General features: G+C 66.4%; 15 protein-coding genes. 14 read left to right on the forward strand and 1 reads right to left on the reverse strand.

All coding sequences use genetic code 11. From position 1 onward, the window contains the following. Nucleotides 1-111 precede the first annotated feature (111 nt). The 13 genes from CLI93_RS07440 to rfbC all read left to right on the forward strand — a co-directional run bounded on the left by CLI93_RS07440 (nt 112) and on the right by rfbC (nt 11392). Complete coding sequence (locus tag CLI93_RS07440; protein WP_275249198.1) at nt 112-660, forward strand: peptidylprolyl isomerase; 549 nt, start codon at nt 112-114, stop codon at nt 658-660. A gap of 27 nt (nt 661-687) precedes the next feature. After that, on the forward strand, nt 688-1185 hold the full coding sequence (locus CLI93_RS07445) for a peptidylprolyl isomerase (protein WP_095541496.1): 498 nt from the start codon (nt 688-690) through the stop codon (nt 1183-1185). A gap of 10 nt (nt 1186-1195) precedes the next feature. Next, complete coding sequence (locus tag CLI93_RS07450; protein ID WP_095541497.1) at nt 1196-2089, forward strand: UDP-2,3-diacylglucosamine diphosphatase; 894 nt, start codon at nt 1196-1198, stop codon at nt 2087-2089. Between the two features lie 57 nt (nt 2090-2146). After that, nucleotides 2147-2797 (forward strand): alpha/beta hydrolase, encoded by a 651-nt coding sequence (locus CLI93_RS07455; protein WP_095541498.1) that lies wholly within the window; start codon nt 2147-2149, stop codon nt 2795-2797. Nucleotides 2798-2984: 187 nt separating this feature from the next. Continuing rightward, on the forward strand, nt 2985-5078 hold the full coding sequence (locus tag CLI93_RS07460) for a ribonuclease catalytic domain-containing protein (protein ID WP_095541499.1): 2094 nt from the start codon (nt 2985-2987) through the stop codon (nt 5076-5078). A gap of 34 nt (nt 5079-5112) precedes the next feature. Then, entirely contained in the window at nt 5113-5997 is an 885-nt protein-coding gene (locus CLI93_RS07465) for an energy transducer TonB family protein (protein ID WP_420823116.1), read from the forward strand. A gap of 104 nt (nt 5998-6101) precedes the next feature. Beyond that, nucleotides 6102-6977: a shikimate dehydrogenase gene (aroE, locus tag CLI93_RS07470; protein ID WP_420823118.1), complete on the forward strand. Its 876-nt coding sequence runs from the start codon at nt 6102-6104 to the stop codon at nt 6975-6977. Beyond that, the gene (gene mtgA, locus CLI93_RS07475) at nt 6977-7741 is read left to right on the forward strand and encodes a monofunctional biosynthetic peptidoglycan transglycosylase (RefSeq protein WP_095541633.1); all 765 of its coding nucleotides are present in this window, start codon (nt 6977-6979) and stop codon (nt 7739-7741) included. The genes aroE and mtgA overlap by 1 nt, the downstream gene beginning before the upstream one ends. A gap of 13 nt (nt 7742-7754) precedes the next feature. After that, nucleotides 7755-8303 carry a crossover junction endodeoxyribonuclease RuvC gene (gene ruvC / locus CLI93_RS07480; protein WP_095541501.1) on the forward strand — a complete coding sequence of 183 codons (549 nt, stop codon included), beginning with the start codon at nt 7755-7757 and terminating at the stop codon, nt 8301-8303. A gap of 144 nt (nt 8304-8447) precedes the next feature. Then, on the forward strand, nt 8448-8621 hold the full coding sequence (locus CLI93_RS15145; protein ID WP_172424212.1) for a hypothetical protein: 174 nt from the start codon (nt 8448-8450) through the stop codon (nt 8619-8621). Nucleotides 8622-9024: 403 nt separating this feature from the next. Then, nucleotides 9025-9858 carry a pyrroline-5-carboxylate reductase gene (gene proC, locus CLI93_RS07485; protein WP_095541502.1) on the forward strand — a complete coding sequence of 278 codons (834 nt, stop codon included), beginning with the start codon at nt 9025-9027 and terminating at the stop codon, nt 9856-9858. Nucleotides 9859-9925: 67 nt separating this feature from the next. Further along, entirely contained in the window at nt 9926-10813 is an 888-nt protein-coding gene (gene rfbA / locus CLI93_RS07490) for a glucose-1-phosphate thymidylyltransferase RfbA (RefSeq protein WP_095541634.1), read from the forward strand. A 24-nt stretch (nt 10814-10837) separates the two neighbouring features. Beyond that, a complete protein-coding gene (gene rfbC, locus CLI93_RS07495; protein WP_095541503.1) occupies nt 10838-11392 on the forward strand; it encodes a dTDP-4-dehydrorhamnose 3,5-epimerase in 555 nt (184 codons plus the stop codon). Nucleotides 11393-11569: 177 nt separating this feature from the next. Here the strand turns inward: rfbC and tkt are convergent, their stop codons facing one another. Continuing rightward, complete coding sequence (tkt, locus tag CLI93_RS07500; protein ID WP_095541504.1) at nt 11570-13609, reverse strand: transketolase; 2040 nt, start codon at nt 13607-13609, stop codon at nt 11570-11572. Between the two features lie 421 nt (nt 13610-14030). On the opposite strand from tkt, the gene CLI93_RS07505 reads away from it, so the two are divergent. After that, entirely contained in the window at nt 14031-15179 is a 1149-nt protein-coding gene (locus CLI93_RS07505) for an aminotransferase class V-fold PLP-dependent enzyme (protein ID WP_095541505.1), read from the forward strand. The last annotated feature ends 80 nt before the right edge of the window (nt 15180-15259 follow it).

Consider the following 15259-nt stretch of genomic DNA (forward strand, 5'->3'; position numbering starts at 1 on the left):
CCCCTCCATCCATCTCACACACAAGGAACCCGTTTCATGCACACCCGCCCAGCCAAACGCCTGACCCTGCGCCGCCTGCTGGCCGCTGCCAGCCTCAGCGCCTGCGCCGCCATGCTGCTGACCAGCCCGGCAGCCGCCCAAGGCAAGGACAAGCAGCCCGCCGCCAGCCAGCCGCGCGTCAAGCTCAGCACCTCGATGGGCGACATCGTTGTCGCGCTTGAGCCGCAAAAAGCCCCCAAGACGGTGGAAAACTTCCTGCAGTACGTGCAGGACAAGCACTACGACGGCACGATTTTTCACCGCGTCATCGACGGCTTCATGATCCAGGGCGGCGGCTTCAGCGCCGACATGGTGCAAAAGCCCACGCGCGCGCCCATCGTGCTGGAAGCCGACAACGGCCTGAAGAACGAGCGCGGCACCATCGCCATGGCGCGCACCATGGTGCCCAACTCGGCCACCAGCCAGTTCTTCATCAACGTCAACAACAACGTGCCACTCAACGCCACCCCCGGCAACCCCGGCTATGCCGTGTTCGGCAAGGTCGTCGAAGGCATGGACGTGGTGGACAAAATCAAGGCCGTATCCACCACCAGCAAAGGCCCGCACCAGAACGTGCCGGCCGAGACCATCACCATCCTCTCGGCCACCAAGGTCGATTGATTTTCATCCCTTCACTGAAAGCACACCATGAGCAACCCCAAGGTTCAACTGCACACCACCCACGGCGTCATCACCGTCGAGCTGGACGCGGAAAAAGCCCCCAAGTCCACCGCCAACTTCCTTTCCTACGTCAACAGTGGGCACTACGACAACACCATCTTTCACCGCGTCATCGGCAACTTCATGATCCAGGGCGGCGGCTTCGAGCCGGGCATGAAGCAAAAGCCCACCGGCGCGGAGATCGAGAACGAGGCCAAGAACGGCCTGAAGAACGACCAATACACCATCGCCATGGCCCGCACCAGCGCGCCGCACTCGGCCACGGCGCAGTTCTTCATCAACGTGAACAACAACGACTTTTTGAACTACCCTGGCCAGGATGGCTGGGGCTATGCCGTGTTCGGCAAGGTCGTTGACGGCACGGAAGTGGTGGACAAGATCAAGGCCGTGGCCACCGGCCGCCGCGGCTTCCATGACGACGTGCCCAAGGACGACGTGGTCATCACCAAGGCTGTGGCGCTGTAACAGCAGCCCCATGGCGCCCGCCAGCCCGCCAGCGACAGTGCCAGCGCTGCCCCCGCAGATTGGTCAGCTGCGCCTGCCCCTGCCGCCGCAGGGCGCCGCGCCGCTGGTGATCGACTGCGTGGCCGACATGCACTTGCAGCGCAGCCAGCCCGGCACCTGGGCAGCGTTTGCGCACTACCTGCGCCACACCCCGGCGCAGCACGTGCTGCTGCTGGGCGATGTGTTCGAGGTCTGGGTGGGCGACGACGCCCTGCGCGAGCCCGGCAGTTTCGAGGCCGAGGCCGCCCAGCTGCTGCGCGCCTGCACGCAGGCGGGCAAGGCCTTGTACCTCATGCACGGCAACCGCGATTTCATGATCGGCCAGGGCTTTGCCCAGGACACGGGCGTGCAGTTGCTGCCAGACCCCTGTGTGCTGCAACTGGGCAGCGGCCCCGATGCGCCGCGCTGGCTGCTCTCGCACGGCGATGTGCTGTGCACCGACGACCTGCCCTACCAGCAGTTCCGCGCCATGAGCCGCCAGCCCCAGTGGCAACAGCACTTTCTCGCGCAGCCACTGGCGGCGCGGCGCACACTGGCCAGCCACATCCGCAGCGAAAGCGAGCAACGCAAGCAAGGGCAGGACAGCAGCAGCTATGTGGACTTGAATCCCGCCGCCACCTGCCAGTGGCTGCAGCACAGCGGCTGCGCCACCCTGATCCACGGCCATACCCACTGCCCTGGCGAGCACACCCTGGGCCAGGGCCTGGCACGCATCGTGCTCTCCGACTGGGATGCCGATGCCCAGCCGCCGCGCCTGCAGGCCCTGCGCCTGCGCAGCGACCAGGGGTTGCACTGGACGCGCATCGACTTGAGCACCGCTGCCAGCACCGCAGCCAACGACCACGACCACGTTGCTGCGCCGTAACCAGGGCCTGTTCAAAGCGCCTACCCGATTACCACTTCCATCCTGCCGGCCTTTGCCATGCTTGATCTTCGCCACAGCGGCGTGCAGCACTTCGCCCTGCCCCACGGCCCCATGGAGGTGCTGATCGATGCCGCCGGCGCCCAGCCGCCGCGCGGCATTGCCTTGATCGCCCACCCTCAACCACTGCTGGGCGGCAGCGCTCGGCACAAGCTGCCGCAGTTTCTGGCCCAAGCCCTGTGCCAGGCTGGCTGGAGCACCCTGCGCCCCAACTTCCGCGGCGTGGGCGGCAGCGCCGGACAGTACGACCACGGCCAGGGCGAAGCCCAGGACTTGTACGCCCTGTACCAGGCCGTGCGCAGCGCGCAGCCGGATCTACCCATTGCCCTGTTGGGCATTTCTTTTGGCGCCTTTGTGCAAGCCTTGCTGGCTGAGCGCCTGCAGCAACAGGGCCAGCCCGCCGCGCGGCTGGTGCTGGCGGCTATGCCTTGCGGTCAAGTTAATGCCCAGCGCCACTACGCCACCCCCGATGCCATCGGCGCGCCGCTGGTCATCCACGGCGAGCACGACACCAGCGTGCCACTGCCGCTGGTGCTGGACTGGGCGCGCCCGCGCAGCCACCCGGTGCTGGTCGTGCCCGGCGCCAGCCACTTGTTCACCGGCAAGCTACCACTGTTGCGCGAGCTGGTGCTGCGCCACCTGCAAGCCTGAGAACCTGTTCAAAATCTCGGCGCGAGTGGGCAAGAAGTGGTTTGCGATGGGCTGCAAGGCTTTGCGAGCGCCGCAGACCGCAGACCGCCCAAATCCGCTTGATTGCACACCGTGCATAGATTTCGAACGGCTTTGAGAACCCCGCCACCGCCGCCAAGCGACAAACCGGGCGTGCGAGAATACGCCGATGTATTTGTTGTTTGAAGAAGCTGGCAAATTCCAGGCCGGCCGCATCCTTTCCGAGGCCGATGCCTCTGCACAGGTCGAGCTTGACAGCGGCAAGCGCGTCAAGGTCAAGAAAGCCAACGCCCTGTTGAGCTTTGCCCAACCCAGCCCGCAGGAGCTTTTGGCCCGCGCACAGGCCCTGGCACCCGAGATCGATCTGGATTTGGCCTGGGAATTTGCCCCTGAAGACGAATTCGGCTTTGTCGATTTCGCACGTGAATACTTCAGCGCCGACGCCAGCCTGGCCCACCAGGTAGCCGCGCTGCTGCGCCTGCACGAGGCGCCGCACTACTTTCGCCGCGCCGGCAAGGGGCGTTTCAAGAAAGCGCCGGAGGACGTGCTCAAGCAGGCCCTGGCGGCGATCGAGAAAAAGCGCCAGCAGCAGCTGCAAATCGATGCCTGGGCCGCCGAGCTGGCCAGCGGCCAGACGCCCGAGCCAGTGCGTCAGCAGCTCTACAAAATCCTCTTCAAGCCCGACAAGAACGCCCCTGAGTACAAGGCCGTGGTCGAGGCTGCGCGCCAGACCCAGCTGCCGCCGCTGACGCTGCTGCAAAACGCTGGCGCCATTGCCTCGTGCTACGAATTTCACTGGCAGCGCTTTCTGTTCGAACAATTCCCCAAGGGCTATGCCTTTGCCCCCGTCGCTGCGCCCGAGCCCGATGCCCAGTTGCCGTTGGCGGCTGTAGAGGCCTTTTCCATCGACGACTCCAGCACTTCGGAAATCGACGACGCTCTGTCCGTGCAAGGCCTGGGCAGCGGCGAAGTCACGCTGGGCATCCACATCGCCGCGCCGGGCCTGGCCATCCGCCCCGGCGATGCGCTGGACCAGCTGGCGCGCGCGCGTCTGTCCACCGTTTACATGCCAGGCGCCAAGTTGACCATGCTGCCCGATGCCGTGGTGCAGCAATACACGCTGGATGCTGGGCGCGCCAACCCGGCCGTATCGCTGTACGTGCGCATCGATGAGGCCAGCCTCACGCCCACGGCCTACGAAACCCGCATCGAGCGCGTACAGACCAGCCACAACCTGCGCCACGACCAGATCGACCACATCGTCACCGAGGCTTGGCTGGCCGATGCCCAGCAGCCGGCCGCCGAAGCAGCCGATGCCCACGCCAGCGCCGAGCTGCTGGCGCTTCGGCCCCAGCTGGCCTTTCTCTACCGGCTGGCCCAGACGCTCAAGCAGCGCCGCGAAGACGTGCGCGGCAAGCCCGAGAACTTCAGCCGCCCAGACTACAACTTCCGCCTGTTGGGGCAGCAGGGCGATCTGCCCACAGGCGATGAAACCGTGCAGATCACCACGCGCCAGCGCGGCGCGCCGCTGGATTTGATCGTTGCCGAGGCCATGATCGTGGCCAACAGCCACTGGGGCGGCTGGCTGGCGCACTATGGCGTGCCGGCCATCTACCGCAGCCAGCACAGCCTGGCGCCGGGCGTCAAGGTGCGCATGGGCACCAAGGCGCTGCCCCATGCAGGCATCGGCGTGCCCAGCTACGCCTGGAGCACCTCGCCGCTGCGCCGCTATGTGGATCTGGTCAACCAGTGGCAAATCATCGCCGCCGTGCAAGGCGGGCAAACGGCCGCGCTGAGCGCACCCTTCAAGCCCAAGGACGCGGAGTTGTTCTCCATCATCAGCGCCTTCGACGCCGCCTACACCGCCTACAACCGCTACCAATCCGACATGGAGCGCTACTGGACGCTGCGCTACCTGCAGCAAAACCAGATCACCGAGCTGGATGCCGCCATCATCCGCGACGCCATCAACGGCGAGCCCGCGCTGGCGCGCGCCGACATCCTTCCGCTGGTGCTGCGCGTGCCGGGCGGCAGCGAGCTGGTGCGCGGCACGCGCGTGCGTCTGCGCCTGGGCCAGGCCGATTTGCTGGCGCTGGACATCGGCGCCAGCGTCATCGCCCGCCTGGACGGCCCCGCCAGCGCCGAGGACATCGGCGGCGACGATGCCGAGCAAGAGGACGCCGATCTCTCCCAGGCCCTGCACATCGCGCTGGAAGTGTCGCCAGAGGACGACAGCGCAGCCATCGGCGCGCCTGCGGCCTGAAGTCCCCACCCATATGCACGCATAATCGGCCGCCGTGAACAAGCTGCTCGCCCACTTCAGAAACCTCTCGGCCTTCTCGATCGCACTGATCGCTTCGTTGGTCGTGCATGCCGTGCTGCTGACGATCCGCTTCGTCAGCCCAGAGGCCTTTGAGCGTACGCTCAGCGCCCAGCCGCTGGAGGTCATCCTCGTCAACGCCCGAAGTGACGACGAGCGCCCCGAAGAAAGCAAAGCCGTGGCCCAGGTGGCGCTGGCCGGCGGCGGCGATGCCGACAGCGGCCGCGCCACCAGCCCCACGCCCTACGCCGCGCTCACGCGCATTGGCAGCGACACCGAGGACGCCCAGCAGCGCCAGGAGACCCCGCGCGAGCGCCAAAACCGCCTGTTGGCCGAGCTGCGCGAGCAGGTCGCGCAACTGCCCGTGCCCGACCCGCGCCGCACCGATCGCACCCCGGAAGAAGTTGCACAGGAGGAAAAGCGCCTGCTGCTGGTCGAGCAGCTCGCCGAGATCGAGCGGCTCGTCAAGGAAGAAAACGAGCGCCCCAAGAAGCGCTACATCAGCCCGGCCACGCAAGACTCGGTCACAGCCCTTTACCTGGACCACGTGCGCCGCAGCATTGAGGAGCGCGGCACCAGCAACTTCCCGACGCAAAACGGCCGCAAGCTCTACGGCAAGCTGATCCTGACCGTCATGATCGACCACGACGGCAGCGTGCTCTCGGCCGAGGTCGATACCAGCTCGGGCAATCTGGCGCTGGACGTGCGCGCCCAATCCATCGTGCACGCCGCCGGGCCGTTCGGCCCCTTCTCGCCGGAAATCCGCCGAACGGCCGACCAGATCGGCTTTACCTCCACCTTCGAATTCCGCCGCGACGCCACACTGGCCACACAGCTGCAAAGCAGGCCTGCCCAACAGTGAGTAAGCGCCACAGGCTCGCGCAGCCTATGCCTAACGCCCCCACACCCGCCGCCGCACAGCCCATGCCTGCAGACATTGCAACACAGGCTGAACTGGTAGAACTGATTGCCCAAGGGCAAGACGCCTACGTGGTCATCGGCAACCCCATCGCCCACAGCCGCTCGCCCGCCATCCACCAGCACTTCGCCCAACTTACCGGGCAGCGCCTGGTCTACGCCCGCTGCCTAAGCCCCCTGGAGGGCTTTGCCCAGACTCTGGACAGCCTGCGCCAGCACGGCATCAAAGGCTGCAACATCACCGTCCCCTTCAAGCACCAGGCCGCGCAACTGGCCAGCCAGTGCGATGCGCGCGTGCAGCTGGCCCAGGCCGCCAACACCTTGGTGCTCAACGGCCCGCAAGGCCCGGTGCAGGCCTTCAACACCGATGGTCTAGGTCTGGTGCGCGACCTGTGCGACAACGCCAGGCTGTGCCTGGCCGGCGCGCACATCCTGCTGCTGGGCGCAGGCGGCGCGGCCGCAGGCGCGCTGGCGCCGCTGCTGCAGGTCGGCCCCGCCAGCCTGCACATCGCCAACCGCAGCGCCGAGCGCGCCCAGGCCCTTGCACAGCGCCACGCCGCCCTGGCCGCCGAGCACGGCGTGCAGCTGCAGGCCCTGGCGCTGGACGAGATCGACCACACGCCGCTGCCGGCCATGCAATTGCTCATCAACGCCACGGCCAGCAGCCTGCAAGGCGCTGCACTGCCCATCCAGAACCTGGCGCGCCTGCTGGCGCCCGGCGCGCTGGCCTACGACATGATGTACGGCGCTGCCGCCCAGCCCTTTCTGCAGTGGGTCAGCAGCCAGGGGCAGAACGTCCGTACGCGCGATGGCCTGGGCATGCTGGTGGAGCAGGCCGCCGAATCCTTTGCGCTGTGGCGCGGCTTGCGCCCGCCCAGCGCGCCTGTGCTGGCGGCGCTGCGCCAGCAGATCAGCGCGCCCTGATGCCCCCGGCCCAACCAGTGCCCGCAGCCAACGCGCGCCCAGGCTTGGTACGGCGTCTGATTCTGGTCTGCAAACGCTGGCTGGGCATGCTGCTGTTGGCCGGGCTGTGCCTGCAGCTTTACTTTATGGCGCACAGCCTGGCATTGCGTTGGCTGGAGCCAGGCTCCACCGCCTTCCAGCGCAGCGCGCTGTGGCACATCCTGCAAGGCAGGCAGAACACCCAGGGCCGCCATTGGCTGCACCAGCCCGTGCCCAGCGGGGCCATCAACGACCATGCGCGCAAAGCCGTCATCGCAGCCGAGGACAATCTATTCTTCCAGCACAGCGGCGCTGACTGGCGCGCCATCGAACAAGCCTGGCGGCGCAATGCCCAGGGCCAGGCGCGGCTGCTGGGCGGCTCGACCATTACCCAGCAACTGGCCAAAAACCTACACCTCTCGGGCCAGCGCAGCCTGCTGCGCAAAGGTCAGGAGCTGCTGCTGAGCTGGATGCTCGAAGCGGCGCTGCCCAAGCAGCGCATCCTCGACCTCTACCTCAACCAAGTCGAATGGGGCACTGGCATCTACGGCATCGAAGCGGCAGCGAAGCATTACTTTGGCACCAGCGCAAGCCAGCTCAATGCCGCGCAAAGCGCCCGCCTGGCTGTCATGCTGCCGCAGCCAAGGCGCCTGGGCCTGGCGCCGCACAGCCCTTACATGAACCGCCGCACCCAGGTCATCGTGCAGCGCATGCCGGCCATTGCGCTACCATCGCCAGCCCCTTGAGCCTCATCTTTCCATGCGCATTCTTGGCATCGACCCCGGCCTGCAAACCACCGGCTTTGGCGTGATCGACGTACACGGCACGCAGCTGCACTACGTGGCCAGCGGCACCATCAAGACCAACGCCGTGGCGCGTGGCGACCTGCCCGCGCGCCTGAAAATCCTGTTCGACGGCATCGCCCAGCTCAGCCGCCAGTACCAGCCCGACCAGGCCTGCGTGGAAATCGTCTTCGTCAACGTCAATCCGCAATCCACACTGCTGCTGGGCCAAGCGCGCGGCGCCTGCGTCACGGCGCTGGTAGCCCAGGGACTGCCGGTGGCCGAGTACACCGCGCTACAGATGAAAAAAGCCGTCACCGGCCACGGCCGTGCAGCCAAATCGCAAATCCAGGAGATGGCGCGCCGCCTGCTGCAACTTCCCGGCCTGCCCGGCACCGACGCTGCCGACGCCCTGGGCCTGGCCATCACCCACGCCCATGCCCAGCGCACCCACAGCGCCTTGCAGAAAACCACCACCTTGCAACGCCGCCAGCACGCCATGTACCGCGCCGGGCGCAGTTACTAGGGCCTGCGCGCCATGCATTAGAATCGCGCGTTTTCCCGCGGCCATTGGCCCCCAGGCTGGGGCGCCAACGGGCAATGCGCTTGACCCATCAGGTCGGCGCGCATTGCCCGATTCGCGCCGCCCTACCCTTCCGCAGGAGCCGTCATGGGCAACAAAATCGTTACCGAAGCCGATCGCAAATTCACCCCGCCACTGCCCGCCCCCAAAGGCTACGCCATGCCCAAGCATGGCGGCGGCCAGCGCGTGAGCAAGGAGCGCGGCGTGCACACTCGCAGCAAGAAGAACCCGGGCAAGCGCGCGCACAGCGGCGGCTCCTGATCCCTGACCTGCCCGGGCAGCAGTCTTGCACCTGCTGTGGCGGCTTGCTTTCTTTGAAGAGCGGGCCGCCTACGCTCTCCACGCCCGGCGCTTTTCTCACTGCAATGGCGCCATGCGCCATCAGCACAGGCCTCGTCGCGCCCCAGTAGTGTCATTGGTGCAACGCAAACCGGCCGTGGCCACGCAAGCCACCATTTGCCGCAGCCCCGCATTGCCCGCACGCACAGGAGCCTGAGAGCCTGTTCAGAATGTCTTCACCGCGGGCAAGAGCGCGGATTTGGGTCGCCTGCGGTGCCCGCAAAGCCTCGCCATAGCTCTTGCCATGGATGTGTTTTGCGTCTTGCAGCCATCTCCCAAACCGCTTCTTGCCCACTCGCACCGAGATTTTGAACAGGTTCTGACCATGCAACCAGACATCGTCTTCATCGGTGGCGGCAACATGGCCCGCGCCATCATCGGCGGCCTGCGCCAACACGGCCAGCCCGCCCCCGCCCTGGCCGCCATTGAGCCCAATGCCGCTGCACGCGAGGCCCTGACCCAAGACTTTGGCATCCGCACTGCCGGCACGCTGCAGGCGCTGGGCGCCAGCGCTGCTGCGCCACTGGCGGCCACCATCGTCTGGGCCGTCAAGCCCCAGGTGCTCAAGGACGCCATGCTCGCGGCGCGCCCGCTGCTGAGCAGCCAGCAATGCCTGCACCTGAGCATCGCCGCCGGCGTGACCACCGCCTCCATGCAGGCTTGGCTGGGCGATGATGTGCGCATCGTGCGCGCCATGCCCAACACCCCTGCCCTGCTGGGCCAGGGCATGACCGGCCTGTTCGCCACCGCCAGCGCCAACCAAGCCGATCGCAGCAAGGCGCAAACTATTGCCACGGCTGTGGGCCAGACGCTGTGGGTCGAGCAAGAGTCGCTGCTGGACGCCGTGACCGCACTGTCGGGCTCCGGCCCGGCCTATGTGTTCTATTTCCTGGAAGCCATGCGCGAAGCCGGCACGCAACTGGGCCTCACACCCGAGCAGGCCTACCAGTTGGCCGTGGCCACCTTCGCCGGCGCCTCTGCCTTGGCAGCACAATCGCCTGAGTCGCCCGAAGTGCTGCGCCAGCGCGTGACCTCCAAGGGCGGCACCACCTTTGCCGCCACCCAGGCCATGGACGCCCAGCACATGCAGCAGCACTTCATCGCCGCCATGCGCGCCAGTCACGACCGCGCTCGGGAAATGGCGCGTGAATTTGGCTGATCCTCTGTCTACAGCTTCCCATCGCGAGCAAACGCAGCACTTTGTGAGCTTGCCCCACGCCTTGACCATGCCCGCTCAAACCACAGCCCGCAAAGGCATCATTCTCGCTGGCGGCTCCGGCACGCGCCTGCACCCGGCCACACTGGCCATCAGCAAGCAGCTGCTGCCGGTCTACGACAAGCCGATGATTTATTACCCGCTCTCGACGCTGATGCTGGCCGGGATCCGGGACATTCTCATCATCAGCACGCCGCAAGACACGCCGCGCTTTACGCAACTGCTGGGCGATGGCAGCGACTGGGGGCTGAACCTGCAGTACGCCGTGCAGCCCAGCCCCGATGGGCTGGCCCAGGCCTTTCTCATCGGCGAATCGTTCCTGGCCGGTGCGCCCAGCGCCCTGGTGCTGGGCGACAACATCTTCTACGGGCACGACTTTGAAGCCCTGCTGACCCAGGCCGATGGCCGCAGCGCAGGCGCGACGGTGTTTGCCTACCACGTGCACGACCCCGAGCGCTATGGCGTGGTGGCCTTCGATGCCCAGGGCAAGGCCGTCTCCATCGAGGAAAAGCCGCAGCAACCCAAAAGCGCGTACGCCGTCACCGGGCTGTACTTCTACGATGCTCAGGTGGTGGAAATCGCCAAGGCCGTGCGCCCCAGCGCCCGCGGCGAGTTGGAGATCACCTCAGTCAACGAAGCCTACCTGCGGCAGGGCCAGTTGAACGTGCAAATCATGAAGCGCGGCTACGCCTGGCTGGACACCGGCACCCACGACAGCCTGATGGATGCTGGCCAATTCATTGCCACGCTGGAGCGCCGTCAGGGCCTGAAGATCGCCTGCCCTGAGGAGATCGCCTGGCGCAAGGGCTTCATCGACAGCGCCCAACTCGAACGCTTGGCCCAGCCGCTGGCCAAAAGCGGATACGGCCAGTACCTGCTGCGCATGATTCGCGACTGACCCACCACACCTCGCCCATCGCCCATGCACACCTGCGCCACCGCCATTCCCGACGTGCTGATCCTGGAGCCCAAAGTCTTCGGCGACGCACGCGGCTTTTTTCTGGAGAGCTTCAACGCTCGCACCTTTGCCCAGGCCACCGGCCTGCGGCTCGACTTCGTACAGGACAACCACAGCCGCAGCCGCAAAGGCGTCTTGCGCGGCCTGCACTACCAGCTGCAACAACCCCAAGGCAAGCTGGTGCGCGTGGTGCGCGGCGCCGTGTTCGACGTGGCTGTGGACATCCGCCGCGGCTCGCCCACCTTTGGCCGCTGGGTCGGCGTGGAGCTGAGCGAGGACAACCAGCGTCAGCTATGGGTGCCACCGGGTCTGGCGCATGGCTTCGTCGTACTCAGCGACAGCGCCGACTTCCTCTACAAGACCACGGACTACTACGCACCCGAGCACGAGCGCAGCATTGCCTGGAACGATCCGGACATCGACATCGCCTGGCCACTGGCCGAGCACGGCATCGAGCAGCCGCAGCTATCGGAAAAGGACGCCCACGCGCTGCCGCTGGCCAAGGCCGAGCTGGCCTGAACGACACCGAGTTGACGACGCCAATCAAAAGCTGCCTGGATTCTGTTGCTGGCTCTATTCGAATCTGGTCAACAGCTCATGGGCAATTGATAGCCCTCCACCGTCTGCGGCATTGACAAGACAAAGCCCATGTACGAGGCACAACAGGTGCCATCCCGTACATGGGGACAAGCAATGTCAGCGCTTGCGGCGCTGCAGGGCTGCTTGTACGGTGTCGGCCACGTTCTCAGCGGTGAAGCCAAAGTGCTGGAACAGATCGGCCGCCGGGGCCGATTCACCATAGCAGTCGATGCCCACCACGGCGGCGCAGCCGTATTTCCACCAGAACTGCGTCACACCGGCTTCGACGGCGATGCGCGGCAGCTTTTCCGGCAGCACCTTGGTCTGGTACTTGACGTCCTGGCGGTCAAACATCGTGGTGCTGGGCATGGAGACCACGCGCACGGCGATCTTGCGCTGCGCCAGCAGTTGCTGCGCCTGCAGCGCCAGCGCCACTTCGGTGCCGGTGGCCAGCAGCACGGCCTGCGCGGCTTTCTTCAGGCCCACATCGGCCGGCTCGCTGAGCACGTAGGCGCCGCGCTTGATGTCGGCCACGTCCTTCTTGGCTGCATAGGGCACGGCCTGGCGCGAGAGCAGCAGGGCCGTGGGGCGATCGTGCTGCAGCAGCGCCTCGGCCCAGGCGATGGCGGTTTCGGCGGTATCGGCCGGGCGCCAGACGTCCAGGTTCGGGATCAGCCGCAGGCTGGCGGCGTGCTCGATGGATTGGTGGGTGGGGCCGTCCTCGCCCAGGCCGATGGAGTCGTGCGTGAAGACGTGCACGACGCGGCGCTTCATCAGCGCGGACATGCGGATGGCGTTGCGGCTGTAATCGCTGAAAGTCAGGAAGGTGCCGCCGTAGGGGATGAAGCCACCGTGCAGCGCGAGGCCGTTCATGATGGCGGCCATGCCGAACTCACGCACGCCGTAGTTGATGTGGCGGCCAATCTGGCCGGCTTCGTCGCGCTGCACCGCGCCTTGCGCATCCAGGCGCAGCGCGGGCGTGCTGGCCGTTTGCGTCAGGTTCGAGCCGGTCAGGTCGGCCGAGCCGCCCAGCAGCTCAGGCAGGCTGCGGGTGAGCGCTTCCAGCGCGATCTGGCTGGCCTTGCGCGTGGCCACTTTCTCTTGCTTGGTGTGCGCATCGACCACCATGTCCACCACGGTCTGGTGGAAGTCCTTGGGCAGGGCGCCGGCCATGCGGCGCGTGAACTGGGCGGCCAGCTCGGGGTGGGCGGCGGCATAGGCCTCGAAGCGCTGCTGCCAGTCTTGCTGGGCGCGCGCACCGGCGGCCTTGGCGTCCCAGTCGGCATAGACGTCATCCGGGATCTCGAACGGCGCGTGCGGCCAGGGCAGGTTTTGGCGCACCAGGGCGATTTCCTCTTGGCCCAGCGGCTCGCCGTGGGCCTTGGCGCTGTCCTGGCGGTTCGGGCTGCCCTTGCCGATGTGGGTCTTGCAGATGATCAGGCTGGGCTTGTCCTGCACGGCCTTGGCCTGGGCGATGGCGGCATCCAGGGCCTGCACGTCGTGCCCGTCGATGGGGCCGATGACATCCCACTGGTAGGCGGCAAAGCGCTGCGCTGTGTCGTCGACGAACCAGGGCGCGACCTGGCCGTCGATGGAGATGCCGTTGTCGTCGTACAGCGCGATGAGCTTGCCCAGCTTCCAGGCCCCGGCCAGCGCACAGGCCTCGTGGCTGATGCCTTCCATCAGGCAGCCATCGCCCAGGAAGACATAGGTGTGGTGGTCAACGATGGCATGGCCGGGACGGTTGAACTCGGCGGCCAGCAGCTTTTCAGCCAGCGCAAAGCCCACGGCATTGGTCACGCCCTGGCCCAGCGGGCCAGTGGTGGTTTCCACGCCGGGGGTCACATCCACCTCCGGGTGGCCGGCGGTCTTGCTGTGCAGCTGGCGGAAGTTCTTCAGCTCCTGCATCGGCAGGTCGTAGCCGCTCAGGTGCAGCAGCGCATACAGCAGCATCGAGGCATGGCCGTTGGAGAGCACGAAACGGTCGCGGTCGGCCCAGCGCGGGTCGGCCGGGTTGTGGCGCAGGTGGCGGCTCCACAGTGCCACGGCCATCTCCGCCATGCCCATGGGCGCGCCGGGATGGCCGGAGTTGGCTTGTTGAACGGCATCCATCGCCAATGCACGGATTGCATTGGCCATCGCAGTGGTGTTGGCCATGGGGGAGAGGCTCCAGAGAAAAGAAACAGCGATCAGAAAAAAAGAAAGCTCTGCGGCGACCATAAGGGTGGCAGAGGCTCCAAAACAAAAAAGCCGCGCGCCACAGGCGTCGGCAAGCGGCGCGGTATTTTAGAGCCTGTCCTCAAAAACCCTCGTGCCGCACTCATCCGCAAGATCGGGCCATTTGCTGCGTTACGGCGCCACCGCAACGGCTGGGGCCACTGCGGTGACGCGCGTCTTGCTTTCCCGCCTGATCTGCAACGCACATTGGTCGCAAGCGGCGCGGCGTCGGCGGGCTGGGCCGGGCTGGTTCTACGGTATGCTTGCCGCGCCTTGGTGGCGCCGCCTTCATACATTCATCGGCCATAGCCCACACAGCGCGCGCTGCCCTCACACCCAATCCACTGCCTGCAAGACATCCATGCCCGGCCTGCTGCCCCACGTCGATCCCGACGGTTTGCTCGAATTCTCCGTGGTCTATACCGACCGCGCCCTCAACCACATGTCGCAACGCTTCGTCGGCGTGATGCAGGACATTCTGCGCACGCTGCACAGCGTCTACAACGCCCACAGCGCGGCGCTGGTGCCGGGCAGCGGCACTTTTGGCATGGAGGCGGTGGCGCGCCAGTTCGCCCACGGCAAGAAGGTGCTGGTGGTACGCAATGGCTGGTTCAGCTACCGCTGGTCGCAAATCTTCGAGGCCGGCCACTTCGGCGGCACGGCCACCATCTGCCAGGCCCGGCAGTTGGGCGATGACGCGCAGTCACCTTGGGCGCCCATGCCTGCGCAAAAGGTGGCCGAGCAGATTCGCCAGCAACGCCCGGAGCTGGTCTTCGCCCCGCATTGCGAGACCGCCAGCGGCATCCTGCTGCCCGATGACTACATCCGCACACTGGCCGATGCCGCGCATGAGGTGGGCGCGCTGCTGGTGCTGGACTGCATTGCCTCGGGCGCGATCTGGGTGGACATGCAGCGTTGCGGCGTGGATTTGCTGATTTCGGCACCGCAAAAGGGCTGGAGCAGCACGCCCTGCTGCGCCATGGTCATGTTCTCCGAGCGCGCGCGCCAAGCCATCGAGGCCACGAGCAGCAGCAGCTTTGCCTGCGATCTGAAGAAATGGCTGCACATTGCCGAAGGCTATTTGCGCGGCCAGCACGCCTACCACACGACCATGCCCACCGATGCCCTGCTGCAACTGCGCGACACCATGCTGGAGACCCAGGCCCTGGGCTGGGATTTCCTGCGCGAGCAGCAGATCGAGCTGGGCACGCAGGTGCGCGCACTGTTGCAAGCGCATGGCTTTGCCAGCGTGGCCGCGCCTGGCTTTCAATCGCCTGGCGTAGTGGTCAGCTACACCAGCGACCCTGACATCCAGAACACACGCAAATTCCTGCAGGTCGGCATCCAGGCCGCTGCCGGCGTGCCGCTGATGTGCGGCGAGGGCGAGGAGTTCCGCAGCTTCCGCCTGGGCTTGTTCGGGCTGGAGAAACTGCAGCACATCGAACGCAGCGTCGCGCAGCTGCGCGATGCGCTGCAGCAGATTGCGCCCCGGCAGGCTGCGGCGGCCTGAGAGCCTCTGTGCGCGGGGCGCACGGGCAGCGCGCCCGGCCCCTTGAGAGCCTGTTCAAAATCTCGGCGCGAGTAGGCAAG

Origin of the sequence: Vandammella animalimorsus, assembly GCF_002288875.1 — a bacterium.
Classification (GTDB): Bacteria; Pseudomonadota; Gammaproteobacteria; order Burkholderiales; family Burkholderiaceae_C; genus Lampropedia; species Lampropedia animalimorsus.